At 44.7% G+C, this 22,240-nt stretch carries 13 protein-coding genes; all 13 read right to left on the bottom strand.

What is annotated here, in order from left to right; translation table 11 throughout:
• Positions 1–53: 53 nt before the first annotated feature.
• The 13 genes from DXA74_RS04510 to DXA74_RS04450 all read right to left on the bottom strand — a co-directional run bounded on the left by DXA74_RS04510 (position 54) and on the right by DXA74_RS04450 (position 22,096).
• Complete coding sequence (locus tag DXA74_RS04510; protein ID WP_118525636.1) at positions 54–2,042, bottom strand: NPCBM/NEW2 domain-containing protein; 1,989 nt, start codon at positions 2,040–2,042, stop codon at positions 54–56.
• Positions 2,039–8,911, bottom strand: coding sequence for a LamG-like jellyroll fold domain-containing protein (locus DXA74_RS04505; RefSeq protein ID WP_118525635.1), 6,873 nt, complete (start codon positions 8,909–8,911; stop codon positions 2,039–2,041). Before DXA74_RS04505 ends, DXA74_RS04510 begins: the two co-directional genes overlap by 4 nt.
• A 646-nt stretch (positions 8,912–9,557) precedes the next feature.
• A complete protein-coding gene (locus tag DXA74_RS04500; RefSeq protein ID WP_118525634.1) occupies positions 9,558–9,956 on the bottom strand; it encodes a DUF4878 domain-containing protein in 399 nt (132 codons plus the stop codon).
• Positions 9,956–11,269, bottom strand: a complete 1,314-nt coding sequence (gene der / locus DXA74_RS04495) for a ribosome biogenesis GTPase Der (RefSeq protein WP_118525633.1) — start codon at positions 11,267–11,269, stop codon at positions 9,956–9,958. The genes DXA74_RS04500 and der overlap by 1 nt, the downstream gene beginning before the upstream one ends.
• A gap of 33 nt (positions 11,270–11,302) precedes the next feature.
• Positions 11,303–12,187 (bottom strand): GTPase Era, encoded by an 885-nt coding sequence (era, locus tag DXA74_RS04490; RefSeq protein ID WP_118525632.1) that lies wholly within the window; start codon positions 12,185–12,187, stop codon positions 11,303–11,305.
• 80 nt (positions 12,188–12,267) lie between these two features.
• Positions 12,268–13,269, bottom strand: coding sequence for a beta-ketoacyl-ACP synthase III (locus DXA74_RS04485; RefSeq protein WP_118525631.1), 1,002 nt, complete (start codon positions 13,267–13,269; stop codon positions 12,268–12,270).
• Positions 13,270–13,342: 73 nt separating this feature from the next.
• Positions 13,343–13,528 carry a 50S ribosomal protein L32 gene (gene rpmF, locus DXA74_RS04480; RefSeq protein WP_118525630.1) on the bottom strand — a complete coding sequence of 62 codons (186 nt, stop codon included), beginning with the start codon at positions 13,526–13,528 and terminating at the stop codon, positions 13,343–13,345.
• A gap of 12 nt (positions 13,529–13,540) precedes the next feature.
• On the bottom strand, positions 13,541–14,095 hold the full coding sequence (locus DXA74_RS04475; protein WP_118525708.1) for a DUF177 domain-containing protein: 555 nt from the start codon (positions 14,093–14,095) through the stop codon (positions 13,541–13,543).
• 63 nt (positions 14,096–14,158) lie between these two features.
• Positions 14,159–15,334, bottom strand: a complete 1,176-nt coding sequence (locus tag DXA74_RS04470) for a PAS domain-containing sensor histidine kinase (RefSeq protein WP_118525629.1) — start codon at positions 15,332–15,334, stop codon at positions 14,159–14,161.
• Between the two features lie 157 nt (positions 15,335–15,491).
• Positions 15,492–18,404 (bottom strand): hypothetical protein, encoded by a 2,913-nt coding sequence (locus DXA74_RS04465; protein ID WP_118525628.1) that lies wholly within the window; start codon positions 18,402–18,404, stop codon positions 15,492–15,494.
• Positions 18,405–18,419: 15 nt separating this feature from the next.
• Positions 18,420–20,687, bottom strand: coding sequence for a hypothetical protein (locus DXA74_RS04460; protein WP_147401031.1), 2,268 nt, complete (start codon positions 20,685–20,687; stop codon positions 18,420–18,422).
• Between the two features lie 4 nt (positions 20,688–20,691).
• The gene (locus DXA74_RS04455) at positions 20,692–21,240 is read right to left on the bottom strand and encodes a DUF3575 domain-containing protein (protein ID WP_118525626.1); all 549 of its coding nucleotides are present in this window, start codon (positions 21,238–21,240) and stop codon (positions 20,692–20,694) included.
• 10 nt (positions 21,241–21,250) lie between these two features.
• Positions 21,251–22,096, bottom strand: coding sequence for a DUF3575 domain-containing protein (locus DXA74_RS04450; RefSeq protein WP_118525625.1), 846 nt, complete (start codon positions 22,094–22,096; stop codon positions 21,251–21,253).
• Positions 22,097–22,240 lie beyond the last annotated feature (144 nt).

The following is a 22,240-nucleotide window of genomic DNA, read 5'->3' as shown; positions in this document are numbered from 1 at the left end:
GATGCAGCCCTTCTATTATTAAGGATGAGAATAAAATTTTTTCCTGTTATTCCTTATCTCTTAGGCATTGCAAAAGCTTTTTCGGCATAAGCATTACCGTAAGATATGAATACCTTATAATCACCAGGTTTCAAATCAGAAACATCTATCATCATAGGAGACACATAACGTACAGCCTTGATAAGTTTTTTGCCTTTTTTGTCAAAAATAGCAACCTTGGCAGGTGTAGCATCAGGCAGCGTTATGCGGATGCCTTCGTAACCTGGAGTATGAGTCACTCTGGCATTTCTTAATGCTACCTCGTGGTTTACCGGCAATTCTGAATAGTCTGTCGGATTAAACTCAACATCCATTTTTAAAGTATTGCCTTTGATATTCGTCGGTCTTACATAAAACGTTTGTACCGATTGAGGTTCACACTGGGAAAGATCTACACTGACATTAAACTCTGTAGAACTTCCAGAAAGAGCCATAGCTGTGTTATCAATATGAAAAGTCACTTCAACGGAGTCTGTTGTAGCTACATTATTGATACCCATAATATATCCCTTTCTGGCCTCAAGATTGGGGGTATTAAGCTTTTTCCAACTAGACTCCGATGGATTTTCAGCTCTCTTCTGCGCGTCGTATTCCAGAATATAGTATGCCGGCTTACCCTGTGGAGCATTCAGTTCATAACCCAGTTCGCGCAAATTACTGATCTCGTCAATATTTACATTTGAAGGGAAGGAAACAAAATTCCATGCAGAGGGGCGGAACTTGCATTTATAGATTAACTTCTTAACCTGAGGCAGTCCATTTACATTCACTTCACCAGTCTTCACTCCGTTACCGTATACAATCAACTCATCCAATTCATCGCCGGTAGACAAATCAACCGTACTCCCTACATCCACCTTAGAACCGCTATAAATTTTGAAAACAGAAGTTTTGAATGACGCAGACTCCCACTCTTCATTTCCGGGCTGATAAGCCTCAACAGCAATATCTGAATTGAATTTATTGATTCTCAGCACCGAGCCATCAAGAATCTCGGCATTTGAGTTTCCTTTCACAATTCGGTAGTACACCGGCAAACCTGAAGAAGAAGTTGCATTAAGGTTTATCGTAACCGGACGGTAAGCATAGATTTCCTGACTCTGATTCCAATTAATGCTCTGCGCTTTTCTTGTATGTGGAGTCAGGTAGAGTCTTGCTCCTCCCAAACATGAGTGGGCTTCGCCATTACCATAACTAGCCTTGAAAAAATCTACAACTACCGCTATAACATTAGCAGGTAATTCATAATCCCAACTTACCTTTTTGGTTTGAGTGATTTCAGTAAAATAATCAATTACTTCCGCATTTGCACTACCTTCTAGTTTAAATTTCAATTGGGCATCTGCACGTCCTGAATAATTCTTCTGAATGGCAGCATCTGCTAGGAAACGATGGTATTTTCCTGTATCAAAAGTAAACCTAATCCATCCCTGAGAATGCAAACCGATTCCCTTTGCATAAGTCTGCCCCAACAAGTTTATCACCAGATTATCGGGTGAGCGGTCTATCTTTATACCATTCCATCCGGATTCTCCTTCATAAGGCAAATCAGAAACATATTCAAAAGCATGCCCCGTACCCTCATCTATTTCATAATAATACGACTTCAATACCTCAGACGAAGCATCATCATTAGCCAGTTCTCCATTTATACGATACACAGAAGATTCTGTTATCGGAGCGGCATAAATAGAAATACCTGTTTCTGAAGAAGAGCTCAAAAGAAGCATATCCGTCAGTTCAACAGTTTCTTTTTTATTCAGAGTCAAAACATTGTCATACCCTGTTATGGACAGGGACTTGATTTCCTTGTTGGCAGTATTGACGGATATATAAGCATAATATTTGCCGTCAGCAGACTTCTCTCCTCCCAAAAGTTTCAATCTGGCCTCGGTAAACCAAGCAGACTGCGCCTTTGAAGTTACGTTTACATTCTGGGCTTCCATTTTAAGGAAACCCAGAATAGTAAATATAAAAATTAAAACAAAAGATATTTTTTTCATTTCATAGAAATCTTAGTTACAAACTCTTTACCGTTCTCTTTAATTTTGACCAGATAGTATCCGGTATTCAAGCGAACGGAATATTCAGCATCCGAAGTGTGTTCTGACACAACCATACGGCCGGCCATATCAAAGATTCTAATATCAGCATTTCCCTTCAATCCAGAAATGATACACTTACCATTACGCACGATTACCGGATAGCCGACTGTATTTTCTGCAATACCGGTAGTTCCTTTTACGAAACGTATGCTGAAACGAGAAGTTATCGCACCCTTCTTATCCACATCGAATTCATATTCTGTGCCATCACCAAGTTCAATACTGTTGCCTTTGAACTTGTCAACAAGCAAAACACGATCAGATCCGGTAAAACCGGTCTTTCTCTTTACCTTCAAGGTCATCTTGCCTGTATGACCGGCAGATATCGCCAACGGTGCCTCTATGCTTGAAAGCGGCAATGTGTTTACAGCCATCGCTTTCTTTATCTTGTCATAAGAATATATCTGCATGGCATCCTCAGACAGACTCCACATTTTCAAAGCATCCTCATTGAATACACAATCAGCCGAGGCTCCGTTCTCCCACATGAATTTGAGTTCATCAAGCGGCTGACCATCCTCGCATAACTGCATTGTCAGAGCAACTTGTTCCGCAGCGACATCATAATCCAGCACTTTTCGGTTAATTGCTCTCGACTTGGATATCGGAGTCAGCTCAAAATGAGCATCCGAAGCCATCGCCTGAACGAAATATGCCGAGAATGGATTGATCAACTTTTCCGGCTCAAATGTCACCATGTCTGAAACAACATAGTTGCGCGTAATGTTATCATAGTGGTATACATACCGCGCTATGTTCGTAGCATTGTAATTCTGATTCTTGGTGACATTAATTGAAGCCAGATAAGGATTACCCACAAGGTTCCATCCATCATCCAAATGATTCTCTACACCAAAGAACTTCAAATCGGAATACTTGACATTGGTATTGTTAAACATCACACCAGCCATTCCATTCACGACTCCCGGCACATCGGATACAACTTCCAACTTCACATCTTCATCCAGAATACCTTGTACCAGCTCAACCTTTACTGGATATGTCGGTACCGAAGATGACGCATTGTGCAGCGTTTTTTCTGTGCCAGCAACGGAGAGACGGACTTTAGGTTCCAGAGCAACATTCAACTCTACCGGCTCGGAATCTACACCGAGAAGATTTACGGTGACCGGATTCCATGCCAGCTTATTCAGCTGATCGTAGTCCAAAACCACAGTTACTCTAGGATTCTTCACTGAAAGGTCTACCGAATCTGTGAGAGCCTTCGCATAAGAGGTTTCCTTGATGTATACCGGGACCTTTACCGACGGATTTCCGGAACGCAACGTTACATCAAAATGAATCTCCTTCTCCTCATCATGAAGCACAAAAGCATTTGCCGGACGCTGTTCCTTATCGTATAAAGACAAGCTCGCCTTTATCGGACGCTCAGAAACACTTTGGGTTGAGAAGAACATCACTTCTACCGCTCCTTGTATGCTTTGAGCCGGAATCTCGAAAGACACATGGCCATCAGTATCTGCTACACTCTCATAGAACATAGTATAAGGCTCTAAAGAACCCAACGGACGTATGGCCAGTCTAACCGGATCACCGGAAGCCAGAATGGCACTGGTATAGTCTAACTTCAAGACATCCGATTCTCCATAGGCAACACTGTTCAATGGAACCAAAGAATAACTTTCCTTTGTTAACGGAAGTTCCAAAGACCGTGCATTCTGAATGTAATTGTAAGAATAGTCCTTAAATACATTCAACGCATAGTCCACAGGACTGCCATTCGAAGAAACATGTATGCATGCCTTATCATCAACCGATGTATGTGCTACTGAATAAGCCGGATTATATGGAATCTCTGATAAAACCGTTAATTCCGTTCCACCATTTGTTCTGAATGATTTACCGGAAACCAACTCAACAGGCATTCCATTGGAATCCTTCGCATCCATATTGGCATAAGCAATCAGTCCGTTATTGCCCAACTCAACCGGGTGATGCATATAATGCAATACCTCATCCTGAGTCAGAGAACGGTTCCAAACCATCAACTGATCAAAAGAGCCTTTAAAATACTTCTCACCAGAGACAGTCATACCCAACATCATTTCAGAAGCGATTCTGGTTCGGCTCATGCCACGGGCAATCGTAAACTTACGACCATTGAGATAGTAATCCATACCATCCGGGCGTGCCACCATCGCAATATGTATCCATCTACCCAGGTCTGACGCCGTAATGTTAAGGTCTGATGCCGTACTCCAGCTCCAGGACTCCTCATTCCAGTGACAGCGTACGTTTCCTCTGTCAATATGTAAACCTGTTGCACCGCTACTGCTGCGGAACATCATCAGACCAACCAGCTTCTCTAAAACTGATTTATCCTCTATACGTATCCAAGTCATAAATGTCATCGTATTCGATGAATTCAATGAACTGAACGTAGAAGCGTCACCGACATAGAATCCTCCCCAATTGCCTCTTACAGCATTTCGCTCATAATTTGATATGCGCTGATCGCTGATAGCAAATGAGAACGGAACAACCGGTGCATCATCTGACGATATGCTAACAATATTGGAAGTCAAATCATCCAGTTTGTCAGAATCGATAATGATCTTGCCAGTAGCCTTTCCCTGAACAAAGTTCAACGGACCATCAAATCTCACTGCCGCAGAAGAAGCCTTCAGTCTGCATTCGTCTTCCGGTTCATTTCCACCACGGAGATAAGCGGTAAACGGCACTTCCGTATATCCGCTTTCGGTTACGGTTACCTTACCGGCCTTCATATTGCTTCCTTCATCCGGAATAATCTCAATACCGTTGTCCAGACTGACAATAATCAGCTTGTTATTCAGAATCTGTTGCAGAGTCAGTCCTTCTGCCTCATAGTTTCCATCACTATTGATCTGCAATTTGGCAATCTCAGTCCAATAAGATGACGGAGCATCTGCAGCAGCCGAATACAAACGATATTCTGTTGACTTCATATTATCATTCTTTCTGAAAATGATATTAACCTTTTGAGTCAAGTCTGTTGCTGCAAAATCTCTTAAGATATAAGCATACGGCGCAACGGTGTAATATTTCGAATTCAGATTCGACAATGTATCCTCCAGGAAGTTATGTCGGAATGAATAGGCATATAAATCAGAACTTGCGAAAGCCTGATCATTTGCACCCTTCAGAGATACCTTAGCCACAGCCTCATCTCCGATCCATCCTCCAGAAGCAGGAATTCCACGTTCTACCGTTTCTGCCTTACCAGCCACAGGAGACAGCATCGCTTTTGTACGTGCCAAAATTCTGGAATGTGGAGCCACTTGTGAGAATGCTTCCTTATTGTCTTCCAGTTTGTCCGCATCGAAAGAGTTATAATATACCAGGGCATCCGTATTCGAAGTAATCTGCGAATTCATAGCCTTTCTTACATCTGCTTCACTCATCGAATATTTCCAGATCTTGAGTTCATCAACAGTTCCGGTAAGAGGAGCCTGCTCATATCCGTCTGCAAACAAAGAAAGATACAGGGCATTGTTCAAAGAATGCTTTGGAAGTATTCTTTCGCCGGTTACCTTCTTGACTCCGTTTACATAGATGGAGATAGAACCGTTTCTTTCCTGAGTCAGTACGACATGACTCCATTTCTTCAACGGTAAGGTGCCTGCCTGAAGCGTTCTTTCCTGATCTGCTCTGGTTTCGTAAGTCGGCTGATCAAATCTGTTGGTCGGTACGTAATTAAACTTCAGGATACCATTATCCAGACCCAACCACCAGCCTCTACCGTCTCTGGTCTGTACTTTCTGACCATTGGCCAATATGACTCCCGTTGATGATTCCGGACAAACCCACAAATCTATACTGAAGTCGTTCAGGAACAAATCCACATAACCCAGATCCACGCGTCCGTTTCCATCAGAATACAATGCCTTCGGACGACTGTCTGCCGTTTTACTCTGTCTTGTCGCAACCGATCCATTTAAATCTGAATCTTTCACCACATAAACTTCAGACAGAGTAGACACATCCGGCGACTCTCTAAGAGTCAGCTTAAGCTGCACCTTGTCTCCTGCCTTCAGAGAATGCGTCAGGTACTGATAAGGATTGTTCACATCCACTCCATTTACCGTCCATACATAATTATAGTAGAACGGTATGGTCCAGTGAGTATTGATTCCCAAAGTAAGTCTGCCGGAATTGCAAGACAATGCCTTCAGCTGAAATCCATCATCAAAATAACGGTCAGACGGGTTCTCCAAGTCTGCCACATAAATGCCACGACCATAATCATGAAGCACCATCTCCTGTGTTGTATAATTGATGATCACACTTCCTGATTTTGCCGCATTATATCCCTTCATCCAGAACTTCCACTCCGTAGAACCGTTCTCCAAAATAAAGATACCGGTTGAGCTATTGTAGAAATACAAATCTCCGCTACCTTCATGCAAGAAGAGAGAGTTACAAGTCATATTCTTAGGCAGATTGTATGTCAGGTCCTGCAATATGGTTTTCTTCACCATATCACACAAATATATCTTTGAATCAGAACCAGACTTCGCCACAATATACAGCTTTGTCCAATTATTCGGGTCAGCGGCAAAAGTCTGCACATTATTCAAATTAGCCACCTGATAGGCATAAGTAAAGGTATTGCCGTTGTCGTGCGAATATCTGAACCAACTGCCTCCGGTTCTTACCCAGACTGTAGAGCCATCATTTGAAGGGTTGTTTCGGGAAAGCACATAAGAGTTTACGTTCTGGTCCTCACCGGTAGCACTCTGAATCTTCACTCGGCGTGATTTCTTTCCGAAATCCTCTATGATAAACAGTTTTTCATTCTGCTGCACATACCAGTTACCGGTACAAACATCGGCTTTAACATCATGACCGACCCAGCTGCCATAGTCGAGGCCGTCAATACCTCCACCGCCAGACGGATAATAGCCCATATTACTGTAAGGATTGATAAAGGCAGTGCTTCCTTCATATCCTCGCCAATTTCCCCATCTTCCTTCACGATAAGTCTGCACATCAATATCCTGAGTGTTTCCGTGCATCATCTGGTCACCGAATTCATTCACACGGATACAGTAAAACAGCATCTGTCCCATATCACCTCCGATATTGGTCCACTCGTGGTTATTGATATTCTTGTCCTTCATCAGAATACCGCTGTCCGAGGCTCTGAACACTCTTCCGGACGCATGAGATACAATAGCATGATTGTCCGCATTATGGCGTGAATTGGTTACATGATAATAATTGCCGTCTGCCTGCAATGACTTAAGACGGTTACCCCATGCATACTCTCTAAAGTTCACACCGCCATCCTCACTATATCCCGAGCTCATGGAACATCCATAGAGGTATCTTGTATCCGCATAGTTTACACCAAAGCCTCCAAGCCATCCCCAAGGGCATTCATTTCCGTAAATTCTTCCACTACCGATTCCGTGATAAGGCTCCTGCAAAGTAATCCAGGTCTTACCTCCGTCTCTTGAACGGTATAAGGCCGAATAACTGCCAAAACTTACGTTACGCGAACCAGTAGCAAACCACATTTCGTTCGGATTGTTCGGATTGATATTCAGGAAAGCCTGAGTGGTTGCCTCAAACGGGAAGTTGTATCCCTCGCAACGCAATTGTGTACTGTCGGCATTATACACCTTGAAGTGCAGCTTCTTCAGGACATATTTCTTTACTCCATTAACCACCTCGGGTCTGCCACCATTGTCAAAGTAATAAATAGCTCTGGAAGTCGGAAAGAAGATCAGGTCACGGTTTTTAGGATGAAAAGCCGTTTCCTGGAACCAGGCACCTTTTACGTTATTCTCCGGGCGGACATCAATCAAAGAGTCCGGAATCTGTACTCGATTCCATGTTACTCCCTTATTTTCACTAATCCACAATTCACTTGACCAGTAATTGTTTCCACCATTCTGCACAGCACCGATGAACTTAAGCGTACCCTCACTGTCTCTGAAAGCATGACCACGTTTAAAGCCCTTATGGGTAGCTCCCTCAACTCTTGTCCATGTCTTACCGCCATCCATGGTTTCATAAACCGGGTTTCCATTGGACATGAAGGCAAACAGATGATCCCAGTCATCCGGATCAACCGGTATGGCTGAATGAGTCGCCGTGTTCCGATGATATCTTTCCGGAATGCGGTCGGTGATCAGTTCCCAATGCTTTCCGCCATCGTCAGTACGGCATATACCGGAACCGTCGGGGATTACCATAAGTTTGTCCGGATCTGTCGGATGCACCTGAATCCAATGGATTCTACCGGATGACGGTTTTGGTTTTGCCGGTCTGAACACTCCCGGCTGACGCTCTCCACGTAATCTTGGTTCCGGAGAATACTCTTCCGACAAATAATAGCCATTAAAATCATTGCCTTCTTTTGTCCGGGCATAAGATTTCACGGCCCGCATCATATTTTCGTTATAGGCAGTGTCTGCAAATTGATATATCGTATCTCCGCCTGGAGTATAGCCATAAGTCGGAAGCCATTGCTTCGCGTATCTGCCATATTCCAGCGAACCTCTTACTTTGCTTTTGTTACGCTTCAGATAATCCCCGAAGATTGACTTGATTTCATCCTGACTCCATCCGTCGCGCGCCAATTTCATATATACTTCATCCTTCAGCAAATCTTCTTTCTTCACAGATGAAAACATGGAATCCGGAATGGAGTTCAGTTTGTTTTTAATGGCAGTAAGGTGGTCATCACTCAAATTTCCAGCTATAGACCATGCAACTGCCGGCACCAATAAAAATAAAGGTATAGTTCTTTTTCTCATTACTTTTGTTGTCCGATGCTCCGGTAAGTTCTTACCGAAAAATAAAAGTTAAACAAATTAATCGGCGAGAGCCAGTTTTTTAATCACTAAAAAGTTAAGTAATTGTTTGTCGCTACCTATCCTGTATGCCGCAATGCACGACATGAAAGAAATGAACACACACGTTTATAGTATGCTAAAACTGTTTCGTAACAGACTCAGCATACACGCAGTCACACAAAGATTTGGTAATTTTTCAGCAACTCAAGATATCTGGTTGCCCTAGCTGGTCAAAACAAGCTATTCTTCAAAAGACATGATTTTTCTCTTACACATCATTAGATTACATTTAGTTCAGTTTAGTTTATTCTTGCAGTTAGTAATAATTGTATCACACAATTTGCTTACAAAGATACAAAAATGAAATGAATACACAATAATAACAATAGTATAAGAATACAGTTTATAGAAGATTAACCCATTATTAAAAATTAAGTTCTTACAAACATATTACAATTCTACACAAACCGGACAAATTTCAGATTGCCGGTACTGTCCCGCAACGTCCGAAACAGAAAAATCTTGCATATATAAACGCAATCGCGGATGTGTCTGAGGACACACCCGCGATCATGAATATAATTCAAAAAATCCGTATCGGCTCCGGTCATTGCAACTTCCAGGCATTCCCAACATAAATCATGGGAACTGAAATTTCTTCCGTTGAGTCATCCTTGAACTTTACCTGCAAGAACACATTGGCACGCGTTCCTATAATCGTATCGGAATTGACCGTTACGTTGGAGAACCCTCCGCGCTCAGTCATTTCTTTCCGGACATACTGAGCCAACAGGGCTTTCAGTTCCTCACGATATGATGCAGGCATGTGTTCATAATCCACCATTGCCTGAAGATAAGCATCATATTCCTCGGCTATCAAATGCTGATAGCAGGTTAAAGCCATTTGCGCCGCAGCATCTTCCCGCGACTCTTTTTTGCAGGACAAGACACTCAAAAGCACGCACAGCACAATGGATATTGCAACAAACGACCGGCTGAATCTCATTATTTCTGTCTAATAAATATATTTATCGGTGTTCCGGAGAAGTTCCAGCGTTCGCGGATCTTGTTCTCCAGGAAACGCTTATACGGTTCCTTGACATACTGAGGCAGGTTGGCATAGAACACAAAAGAAGGAATCTGTGTGTTCGGCAACTGCATGCAGTATTTGATCTTGATATACTTACCCTTGATGGATGGTGGCGGATAGGCCTCGATCAACGGAAGCATCTCTTCGTTCAGTTTGGCTGTTGACACGCGGGTCTTACGGCTCAAGAACACATCCTTGGCAGTTTCAAGCACCTTGAAGATGCGCTGCTTGGTCAAAGCTGAAGCAAAGATAATCGGGAAATCGTCAAACGGAGCCATACGGTTGCGGATAGCCAGTTCGAACTCTTTCATCACCGCAGTAGTCTTTTCTTCTACCAAATCCCATTTGTTGACCACAACCACCAGACTCTTGTTGTTACGCTGAATGAGCTGGAAGATATTCAGGTCCTGCGCCTCGATACCACGGGTGGCATCAATCATCAGGATACACACATCGGAGTTTTCGATGGAACGGATAGAACGCATCACCGAATAGTATTCCAAATCCTCAGTCACCTTATTCTTACGACGGATACCGGCTGTATCCACCAGATAGAAATCAAAGCCGAACTTGTCGTAACGGGTATAGATGGAATCACGGGTGGTTCCGGCGATATCGGTCACGATATTGCGTTCCTCGCCGATAAAGGCATTGACCAGACTTGACTTGCCGGCATTCGGACGGCCGACAACGGCAAAACGGGGAATGTTTTCATCGGCCTCTTCCTTTGCCTCTTTCGGAAACTTGGAAACCACATAGTCCAGCAAGTCTCCCGTGCCGCTACCGGTAGCGGCAGAAATACAATACGGATCGCCCAATCCCAAGGCATAGAATTCGGCGGCGCTATAAATCAAGTCGTTGGTATCAGTTTTATTGGCAACCAGGATTACCGGTTTCTTGGTGCGACGCAGGATGCCGGCAACAGCCTCATCCAAATCGGTCACGCCATTATGCACATCAACTACAAACAGAATCACATCAGCCTCTTCGGTGGCCAAAGTAACCTGCTTTCTAATTTCTTCTTCAAAGATATCATCTGAATTGACAACCCATCCTCCGGTGTCTACCACTGAGAACTCACGGCCGATCCACTCCGACTTGCCATACTGGCGGTCGCGTGTCGTTCCGGCCTCATCGCTGACTATCGCATGGCGCGTCTTGGTCAGACGATTGAACAAAGTAGATTTCCCGACATTGGGGCGTCCTACAATAGCAACTAAATTTCCCATATTTTGTTCTGTTTTGGCTTCACAGCCTATTAATCAATCTAAGTTATAACCAAAGTTCTTCAGGGCCTTGTCGGAACTTCTCCAGTCCTTGTCCACCTTGACAAAAGTCTCCAGATAGATGCTCTTGCCAAAGAAGCGTTCCAGTTCCTTACGGGCCTCCGAAGCCACTTTCTTCAAGGCCACACCCTGATGGCCGATAATGATTCCTTTCTGTGACTCACGCTCCACATAGATGACGGCGTGAATATGAATGGATTTTTTGTCTTCCTTGAAGGATTCTACCACAACCTCTACCGAATAAGGGATTTCCTTGTCATAATACAGCAGAATCTTTTCGCGGATGATTTCCGTGACAAAGAAGCGGGCCGGCTTGTCGGTCCACTGGTCTTTACCGAAATAAGGCGGAGAGTCGGGAAGCAGTTCCTTGATTCGCTTCAGAACCACATCCACATTGAACTTGCATTTGGCGGAAATCGGGATGATTTCGGCCTGCGGCAACACCTCGTGCCATACGGCCACCTTGTCGCCCAACGAATTCTGGTCGGCCAGGTCAATCTTGTTGATCAGCACCAATACCGGCACATTCATCTTGGAAACCTGCTCCAAAAAGGATTCGTTCTTGTCCGGAGTCTCCACCATGTCGGTCACATAAAGCAAGACATCGGCATCCTGCAAGGCAGACTCCGAGAAGTTCAACATAGACTCCTGCAACTTGTAATTCGGTTTCAGCACTCCGGGAGTATCAGAGAAACAGATCTGCATGTCCTCGGTGTTGAGGATACCCATAATGCGATGACGCGTGGTCTGAGCCTTGAAGGTGGCAATGGAAATACGCTCGCCCACCAGCAGGTTCATCAGTGTGGATTTTCCGACATTCGGATTTCCCACAATATTCACAAATCCGGCTTTATGTGTCATAGTCATGATTTTATTGAATAAAAAAACGCACCTTGAAAACGATGCGTTTTTCTGTTATTTTAAATTATATCGAACAGTCTTTATTTGGAACTGTCATATCCCCACTTCATGTAGGCTGCTCCCCAAGTGAATCCTGCTCCGAAAGCTGTGAGGATCAGGTTGTCTCCCTTCTTCAACTGCTTTTCGTAATCCCAAAGAGCCAGCGGAAGTGTTGCCGCACTGGTATTTCCATAGCGCTGGATGTTCATCATCATCTTGTCCATCGGGAGTTCCAGACGGTTGGCCACAGCTTCGATGATACGCACATTGGCCTGATGAGGAATTACCCATGCAATGTTGTCCTTGTTCAGTCCGTTACGCTCGGCAATCAGGGCACAAGTGTCGCTCATGTTGGTCACGGCGAACTTGAACACGGTTCTTCCTTCCTGATGCAGATAGTGCATGCGGTTGTCCAAAGAGAAATAAGAAGGAGGGCAAACAGAACCACCTGCCTTCATGCACAGGAAAGGCAGTCCCTTTCCGTCGGTACGCAGATAAGAATCCTTCCATCCCAGATCTTCTGTGGTCGGCTCAACGAATACGGCTGCGGCACCATCACCAAAGATAGGACAAGTGGCGCGGTCTGTATAATCAACCATAGAAGACATCTTGTCGGCACCGATCACCATGATTCTCTTGTAACGTCCGCTGGTGATGAGCGCTGATGCTGTATCCATGGCAAACAGGAAACCGCTACATGCAGCCTGCAGGTCATAGGCAAAGGCATTCTCCATACCCAGTTTACCGATCACAATAGAAGCTGTTGAAGGGAAGTGGTAGTCGGGGGTAGTGGTAGCCACGATGACGCAGTCCACATCCAGCGGGCTCACACCGGTTTTCTGCAGCAGCTGTTTGGCAGCCTTGCGTGCCAGATAACTGGTACCCAGTCCCTCTTCGTTCAAGATTCTTCTTTCCTTGATACCGATACGTGTCATGATCCACTCGTCGTTGGTATCCACCATACGCGACAATTCCTCATTATTCAACACATAATCAGGAACGTAACCACCGACACCGGTAATAATTGCATTTATCTTTTCCATTTCACAGAAGTTTCTAAAAAAAAGTAGCCGGAGAGCCTGCTGACTCTCTGGCTATTACTCTTCTATTCGCTAATTAGACAGTTGCTTCTTTTTCAACAGCTAACTTGCCTCTGTAATAACCACAGGCAGAGCATACTGTATGATAGATGTAATACTCACCACAATTTGGGCATACGGCCAAAGTAGGAGCTACTGCCTTATCATGAGTTCTTCTTTTAAGAGTTCTCGTTTTTGATTGTCTTCTTTTAGGATGTGCCATTTTACTTAATCTTTAATTATTATCTAATATTTTTCTCAATTCATTCCACCTAGGATCAATCGGCTTGTCGGCGTCTGTTTCTTCGGCTGGCGAATCGTCTGCTTCCGGATTCCCTAGCGTTGCACAGTGAGTCTCTAATGCGCTAATCATGGACTCATTACATGCTCCAGGTTCGTGCACATGCTGTAAGGGTATCTCCAGGGCAATGATTTCATAAAGCAACCAGGAAACATCGAACACGTCGTCTTCTTCCGGAATGGTGATCCACTCGCCGTCATCATCGTATTCCTCTCCCAAACGCACCTTAATCAAGGTTTCCGTCTCTACGGGCAGGCTCATCATATCCAGGCAGCGGTCACACGGTATCTGTATCGTGCCCTCCACATCAATATGGAACTCAAAGGCCCCGCTTGTTCTGCGAACGAGCAGATGGGCTTTCAAATCCCCGCTCTTGATTTCCGGACCGTCAACAGTCTGAAAAAAGACATCATCAAGGTGAAACCAGAATTCTTCCTTTTCTGATTTCATGTTCTTCAAATCAATCCTATAGCTGTTTAATATATCCATTTGGGCTGCAAATTTATAAAAAATGAAGGACAAAGACAAAGAAAAGAACCAAAAAAAATTATTTTAATACTTTTTCAACTCAATACGGAACGTCGTTCCCTGTCCCAACTCAGATTTACGCACATAAATTTTCCCTTTGTGGTACTCCTCCACGATTCGTTTGGCCAGCGACAGTCCCAGTCCCCAGCCTCTTTTTTTGGTTGTGAATCCGGGGCGGAACACGGCCTTGAAGTCTTTCTTGGGGATTCCCTTTCCGGTGTCGGACACATCTATATAGTAGGTATCTTCGGCATCGGTCACCTGTAAGCGGATTTCTCCTTCGCGGGCAATGGCATCTACAGCATTCTTGCACAGATTTTCCACCACCCACTCAAACAGAGGGGCGCACAGCTTTACCGGACAAGGACCGGAAGGCATTTCGGTGTGCATCACGATTTTTGACGAGATGCGCACACTCATGTATTCTTCTACATTACGGACAATGCGTGTCAGGTCTTCTTCCTTCAGTTCGGGTATGGACCCCACTTTCGAAAAACGCTCGGCAATCATTTCCAGACGCTTCACATCCTTATCCATCTCGGGAATCAAGTCGTCCTGCGGATAGTTCTCTTTCAGGATCTGCACCCAGGCCATCAGCGAGGAGATCGGAGTGCCCAGCTGATGGGCGGTTTCCTTCGACAGTCCCACCCACACTTTATTCTGCTCGGCCTTTTTAGAACTGAGCAGCGCCATCAGCACCACAAAGAAGAACACGCAGACCACAGCCAGCTGTACGTAGGGATAGGCTGCCAGGCGCTTGAGCAAGATGGAGTCGTCATAACAGATTTCGATGAACTCATCCCGCGCCTCGGGCGAAGCCGCATCCATATCAATCCGGATCAGATGTCCCTGCTGCTTCATCCTCTCGGCCCGGAGTTTGATCTCGGTAATACTGTCCTGACGGGTGGAAGATTTCAGAGAAAGATTGCGGCTGGTCTGCACGTTTCCGTAGGAATCGAGCACAATCACGGGTATGGAGGAGTTGCTGTTGATAACTTTCAGCACCAGCGACAGGTCCGTGTCTTCGTCGGCATGATTCAGGCTTCGCATCGCCTCGGCCCAGATAGACATGTTGGTCTTTTCCTGCTCGGAAAGGTCCCGCACCAGCGTCTGCGAAGAAATCAGGAATACCGATGAAATGGCAATGGCCAGCAAAATCAGGCCTATTTTAGTTCGTGAAATTTGATTTATCCAATTCATTTTTATTTTTCTAACGAAGATACGGCCCTTTTATTGTTTCACAAAAGCTGTTTCGATCTTTTTCTGTATGCGCACAAAAAAAATCATCCTGATGAAGTGCGCATTTCATCGAAATGATCTGTTCACTTCATCAGGATGATTTTTTCAGAACATCGTGTCAGAACCGGTACTCTACTCCCACGTTCAGTCCCAGAGTCTCTGAGAAACGGTTGTGATACATCCAGAAATTCTCGTTCAGTCTGCCAAAACGGAACAGATTCTGCGGTTCCAGATAAATGCCCCACTGCGGCAGGAAGCGATAGGCGGCACGCACTCCCAGCTTGATTCCGGGCACTCCGGCCACAGACTTGTAGTCTCGGTTCAAGGCATCCTTAGAGAAAGAATAGGTGAAACCGGCAACGGCATCGAGCTGCCACTTGTTGGCCGGGTCATAGCCGCAGAACCAGTTCATCAGCGAGAACATATAGTCGGCCGACAAGGTCGTCACCGGAGTTTTCACCAAAGCGTCGTATTGTCCGTAGTCTACCGTAAAGCGGACTCCGGAAAGCGGGGTGAAGCGGTGTCCCACACCCAGTCCGCCGCGATGGTCCAGACCGGCACGGTTCAGCAATTTGAAAGGCAAGGACACGGAATATTCTCCCTGCACGAAGGTTTCGCCGCGGAACTTGTCCTTCGACGTGCGATACGGCTCCATGCCCCGTCCCTGGAATTCCACACCGGCTTCCAGTTCAAACATCTTGGTTTTATAGCGCACGGACTGCACGGCATAAGAACGCTCGGCAAACTGCTTGTCGTAACGGTAGAACAGCTGTTGGAAACGAGGTTCTACAAAGATGCCCCAATGAGGAGTGATGTTCCATTTTACCTGAGTACTGAAAGAGTAACCGTTCATGCCGGAAATCTTCTTCAGGTTATAGGAACTGTTGTTGCGGGCCACTCCGGTGACCCAACCTCCGATCAGATTCACATCCACCGGCGCTACGTCTGTCTTCTTCCAGAAGTCTGCCAGAGCGAGCATTCCTTCCAAACGGCCTCCCACATATTGTGTATGCTCGTTCTGCCATTCGGACAAAGCGGCATAGCTGCGGTCGTCAAAGGTATAGGTGCCGAACGCCGAAAGACGCACTCCGAGGAAGTTAAACCACTTGCCCAAAGACACTCTAGCCGTTCCGCCCGGACCCACATGGTCAGCCGGAGCAATCTTGTTCATTCCGGCGGCCATTTGTACAAACAGGCCATCGGTAAAGTCTTTTCTCTCCGAGTCACCAAAAGTTCCGTTAAACTCATGGAAGCGGTAGCGGAGTCCCAACTGCAAATCGGCAATGGCATTCAGGTTTCTTATCCGCTTGGCACCCTCAAAGGCTTTCTTTCTGTACAGTTTCAGTCCGGGCTCCAGGAACAGATTCCAGTGCTGGCCCATTCTCACACCGGGCTGCAAAGCCAGATTCACACCGACGGCATCTTTTCCGTGCACCGCATTATGTATATAATTGGCTCCCACGAGCAGGTTGAAATCCATCTTCCGCTCAGGATTATATCCCATCAGCACATTCAGCATGTCCAGCTGATAATCCAGATTCAGATAGAACGGATAAGCCGTTCCCGAGTAGGAAGTCTTCAGTTTGGCTGTTCCCAAAGACAAGCGCAAACCGGACGAAGGGGTAAACATGCGTCCGAAGGCCCAGCGTCCGCTTCCGCCGATATTATCCTTGATGACCGAAGAAGTCAGTGCCTGCACGCCTTCGGTGATGCCTCCACTCATTTCGGTGAACCAGTAAGGACGGAACTGAGACCCGTAGGCATCTTTCAATGCTTGGAACTCCGTATCGCGGCGACGAATTTCCAGACCTAAGGACACAGACAGATTGTTCTGCGCTCCAATTCTTTCCGCACCGCTAGGCAGCGTACGCTCAAACTTGGGCCGCTGGTAGCGTGCCTCCAGCATCAGACCGACCTGTGGCACCGGATAGTAAATCAGGTTACCTCCGGCTGTCGGCCCCTGAAAAATATTGATGCGGTCGGCATACGAAGGGTTGTAACGGTAGCCCACAGCTCCCAACGTCCATCCCAAGAAACCGTTCACTTCGACTTTGGGCTGATGGACAGTCGGCCGGAACAGACGGTTCAGATTCAAAAGCACCTCGGCACGACCGCCGAGATAACCATACACACGGTCGTATCTGGTCTCCGTATTGTGCCATGCCTGCGTAAACAGACCTAAACGGCCTCCGAGAATACCATACCATTTACCTAAATTCACAAAGGCATCACCGCCTTTTGCCGGAGAACCGTGTCCCTTCAATGCCGAAGCCATAAATGCGAATCCGGCACCACCCTGGATAAATACCTGATCCATCCAGCTTTGGTTTCTGTATCCATCCCGATATAGCGGATGGGCGGTGAAATTATACAGAGCACCGATCTCCAGTCGAGGAGACCAGGCCAGCATACTGTTTCTCATCGGGGTGACATTGTCGGCCGACGGATACAGCTGCATGGTTGGTTCGGCATACAAATACAGATGGTCGCCCGCATGATAGCGGAAATGCAATCCCGTCTGGAAATGGGGCATATAGCGGTGAGCCGCATCGGGCACGTAGGTAAATCCCAGACCGGCAACGGTATGAATGCTTCCGATACGGCCCGGACGGTATCCCATCAGATAAGATGTCGCATCGAAGAGATAATCAGCCTTCATATCCCAACGGTCGTAAGCCATCATATTGGCCCCGAGCTGTGGTCGTCCTTTCTGGTAGGAGAAAGACAAGCGCATGGAGTTGAACTTGTCAAACTGTTTACCGAGACTGACACCTATACCTGGAGAAATGTTCCGATAGGAAGAAAGATTTTGCAGGCGTGCGGTCTCTCCCAACCCAAAAACAGAGAAATAAATGTTCTTGGCAGCCGTGGTATCCACAAAGGCCGAATCGGCCGGCCGATAGCGCTTCACCCGCACATAATCCAAAACATTTCCATAATCCGGACGTTGGTCAAACAGACCGGTGTTCTGCGCTGCAGCTTCCTGAACGAAGCAGCCTAACAATATATTTATGATCAGTATCTTTTTCATTTTGTCTGCTCCTTCCTAGTTTTTTTTCTGCATTTCATATTCTGCAATAGCTTCATCCACTGTAGACTCTCTTAAACTACCGTCTTTCAACGCCTTGTCCACGAAGGACTCATCCAACTGGAAGCACTTGACCAAACATTTCACCGCTTCCGGTAAATCTAATGACATATTCTGCCCTTGATCCATACGGTCTGCCAGAACAGCCTTCAAAAACCAATATAACGGGGTCTCATCGGATAATTTCTCTAAACTCTCTTGAGCATACATGTTATTTCGATTCGTACCCATCATTAAATTTAAGATCACTTCATTAACAGGTGAAATAGCTGCCACCTTTTTAAATACTTGAGAATTATTATAGAATGAACCTCTCATACATAATGCAAAAGCTATCAACTCTTCATAATCCTTATTTTTAGCTTGCTCCAGAATCTGCGCAGCAACACTCGCTTTTTCATAATTGTGCTCTTTTAAACACATAATTAAATAATTAGCAACTACAGCCTCAGGATTAATGATTGTCTCATATCCATTAAAGTCTTTTTTAATATAATTCAATTTTGGACGCTTATCAGATACAGATATCGGAGTACGATCCACATATGGTTCCAAAAGACTTAAATCACTAGTATCCCTATTTATGTAAGATGCAGCCAGCAAACATTCCGGAAGCACCCACGGACGTCCGTTTTCGTAGGCCTTGGCCACAGCTGCTCCTTTCTTATACAGCACTTCCAGCTCCGCCGTATCTTTCACCATCTGATACAGATGCCAGTATTCATACGGCAAGAACGAATCATCGGGGTTGGCACGATATTTTTGTAAAATCTCAGCCGGAGTCAAAGGACGGTTTACCACATAGACGCACGTATAGGTTACCTTTCGCATTTTTTCCAAATAAGGAGTCAATTTTTCCATTAATCCACTACGTCTCACAGCAACAGAAGTATGATCATGGTCTTTTTCTACTTCAACGATTTTTTGCAACTGTCGAGCTAACAATGTATCATAAACCATGACTGTGTCGGCCAACTCTTTCCAAGAAGTGACTCGGGCATCTGATTTTTTATCATAACCACTCACGTGAAGTCTTTGACTGATAAAATCCTGCAAGAACTCCGTTCTCCTACGGGCAAGGTTAAGATTAGAAGCATAACGGCCATCAGGAGAAGATACTCCTTCAATAGATAATGATCTTAAAACCGCTCCAGAGGAAATATTATTCAAAAGAGCGACCAGATCATTCAATTGTTCTACCGTTGAAGAGTCCGTAAGATCTGGCTTAGCTTCATTAATCAGAAAGTTTATCTGTATCTCTCCAGGCACAGGACGCTCTTTGCGCTCAGCTATTTTCTTGTAATCCTCAAAGTCCAGATAAAATGGCTTAAACTTGGGGACTTCCATTAGATCCATCAAAAGAATATTCCGACAAGTATTTACCATCGAAGTCTTGGAATAATAGATATTATTATAATCCACGAAAGAGAACGAACCGAACACGGCATAGTTCCGGTCTGTATGTGACAAATAAACCGTATCCGCATAATTCAGCACAAAAGCATCTTTTGACAATTGCTTTTCAGGATCTACAAACCTTTGCAGTGTATCACGAGTAATGTCATATCCCATTCTTCGTTCCTGCGTAGCATGGTATTCCTTTCCTTCCAAAACATAAGGACGTCCGTAGGCTTCAATTTTATCAGTAGTGCAGTCTACCACAAACGGCTGATAAACTAACCGCGCATTGGTTTTTCCATAATGTTCTCCGATAGGTAGTGTCAGATTCAACGGCAACACGTTTCCGAAACGTGCCGTGGCCACAGGAATCACCTGCAATTCATTGGGAGTAGTATTTTGAGCCTGCACCACCACCTGGTCTAAAGCAACGGCACCGCGAATCTTAAAATCTATTTGAAACTGATTCTCCACTGGATGAAGTTCTGAAGACAAACCAACACGAACCAATAACCATCCGTTGGAATAAGTTTTCACCTCATAATATCCGGTATAGGGATCGGCCTCGGTTATATCAATTTCCTTAAGGCCATGATAGGGCAGACCTTTCTTGAACTGCTGCTCCATCAGCTTCAGGGCCTCTTCCGCATCTGCCTTGGTGGCATAAGAAAATACCTCAACCAATTCATCCGTAAAAGGAAGATTACGCTTACCTTCCTTATTGGCTTCCATATTCAGGATCTTACCCGATACGGTTATCTGATTTTGCGCCCGCAGCACACTGCCACAGGCTACAAACAAAAAGAGTAGAACTAAAATTTTTCTCATCGTGTCATTTTATAATATATCCCAACGTCACACCCAGATTCACAGGAATGACACTAAAATTCAACGGTTCAAAAGACTCTGGTTTCGGTTCCCCCGAAGTATAGACTCTGCGATGGGTCATGGCAACTCCAACACCGGCCGTCAGTTCCAGATTCCATCGTTTGCCCAAATAAAAGGAATAACCTCCGGTAGCTGCCACACCGGCATAGCTTCCCTCCTGATTCTTTCCTTTCTGGATCAAAGCGCTCTGGTCATTATAATTACCTCCAAAAGCAGCTACACCCAAGTAAGTACGTACCATAGGTCTTCCACTGAGCCAGAAACGATACTCTGGCATCAGCATCCAGCCTCTTAAAGATTTCTGGTACAACTTCGACATATAGGAACCGGATACAACAAACGAATGCCGCTCTCCGGTAACCAGCTCCAAAGACAAGTTGGGAGCACATAAACCCCAATTCAATAAGTTGGTTTTCACCGACAGCAACTGGCCTTGCATCTTGATAGCAAAGACCAGAATCAGGAGGGCGAAACCGAACAATCTCTTTTTCATTATATTCTGATTATTTCTTCTGTTTTTTGATACGAATCTCTTGTTTTACACGCTGCACGGAGTCCAAGCGCAAACTATCTTGATATTTCTTTTCCAATCGTTGTTTTTCTTTAAGAAGACGCTCTGTATGACGCTCCAGAATCTTTTCTTCGTTTAAAACTACATACTTTTTACGTACAGAACGCCAACGATATACAAAACCTATACGCAAATCTGTAAGCATCGGATAAGGCAATACCCGAGATTCAATTACATTCATACCATTCTTATTTTTTTGCTGATCTAAATAAAGGGCACCAACGCTTAAACCCAAATCCAAATCAACAGAACCGCCATGACGTGTTTCATACAAAGGAATATTATATCCTCCTGTTATTCCTATGCTAATTGCCGTTCCTTGGTAACTTGGTTCGGAAAACTGAACTGCATAGCGACTATACCCCACGTAAGGTCCTACATAATATGCTCTCCACCACCCTTTATTACCTTTTTTAGATTTCTTCGAGCGATAAGGAAACATCTGATAAGAACGAAAGTACCTTCTTGCTTCTAACCTAGCCTCACCAAGTTTATAAGTAAAACGAGAAGAAAAATTTGTAGAACATGGAATATAATTAAATTTAAAACCAGCTCCTAAAGACCATCGATTATATACAGAATCTGAAATATCAAATTCTACAGCAATATTAGGTACTGTTGCAATCCAATCAATTGCATTTGTTCGTATACTCCAACGATCAGGAAAAGAAATCGTTTTCTCTTTTTCACTCTTTACCTTTTTTGTAGTATACGTTTGTGCTTTCATGCCCGAACCTAAAAAGGTAAAACAAAACAGTACAAACCACGTTTTCTTCATTTACAGTATAATTTTCCACAAAAATAATGTCTTTCTAACACTTACAAGAAAGAAAAACAAAAAAAATCCTTTTGTAAGGTTTATTGACAATTTATAAAAAATAAATACAAAAAAAGAATCCCTCCGGAGATTGCTCTCTGAAGG

The organism is Bacteroides sp. OF04-15BH (assembly GCF_003477995.1).
Lineage (GTDB): Bacteria > Bacteroidota > Bacteroidia > Bacteroidales > Bacteroidaceae > Paraprevotella.
Note: the sequence above shows the minus strand (reverse complement) of the source record. Positions and strands in the feature narration are given on the sequence as shown.

Coding starts and splice junctions, on each gene's coding strand:
- DXA74_RS04485 (WP_118525631.1), bottom strand. CDS start 13,269: ATGGAAAAGATAAATGCAATTATTACCGGTGTCGGTGGTTACGTTCCT.
- DXA74_RS04475 (WP_118525708.1), bottom strand. CDS start 14,095: ATGGATATATTAAACAGCTATAGGATTGATTTGAAGAACATGAAATCA.
- DXA74_RS04455 (WP_118525626.1), bottom strand. CDS start 21,240: ATGAAAAAGAGATTGTTCGGTTTCGCCCTCCTGATTCTGGTCTTTGCT.
- DXA74_RS04505 (WP_118525635.1), bottom strand. CDS start 8,911: ATGAGAAAAAGAACTATACCTTTATTTTTATTGGTGCCGGCAGTTGCA.
- DXA74_RS04470 (WP_118525629.1), bottom strand. CDS start 15,334: ATGAATTGGATAAATCAAATTTCACGAACTAAAATAGGCCTGATTTTG.
- rpmF (WP_118525630.1), bottom strand. CDS start 13,528: ATGGCACATCCTAAAAGAAGACAATCAAAAACGAGAACTCTTAAAAGA.
- der (WP_118525633.1), bottom strand. CDS start 11,269: ATGGGAAATTTAGTTGCTATTGTAGGACGCCCCAATGTCGGGAAATCT.
- DXA74_RS04465 (WP_118525628.1), bottom strand. CDS start 18,404: ATGAAAAAGATACTGATCATAAATATATTGTTAGGCTGCTTCGTTCAG.
- DXA74_RS04460 (WP_147401031.1), bottom strand. CDS start 20,687: ATGAGAAAAATTTTAGTTCTACTCTTTTTGTTTGTAGCCTGTGGCAGT.
- era (WP_118525632.1), bottom strand. CDS start 12,187: ATGACACATAAAGCCGGATTTGTGAATATTGTGGGAAATCCGAATGTC.
- DXA74_RS04500 (WP_118525634.1), bottom strand. CDS start 9,956: ATGAGATTCAGCCGGTCGTTTGTTGCAATATCCATTGTGCTGTGCGTG.
- DXA74_RS04450 (WP_118525625.1), bottom strand. CDS start 22,096: ATGAAGAAAACGTGGTTTGTACTGTTTTGTTTTACCTTTTTAGGTTCG.
- DXA74_RS04510 (WP_118525636.1), bottom strand. CDS start 2,042: ATGAAAAAAATATCTTTTGTTTTAATTTTTATATTTACTATTCTGGGT.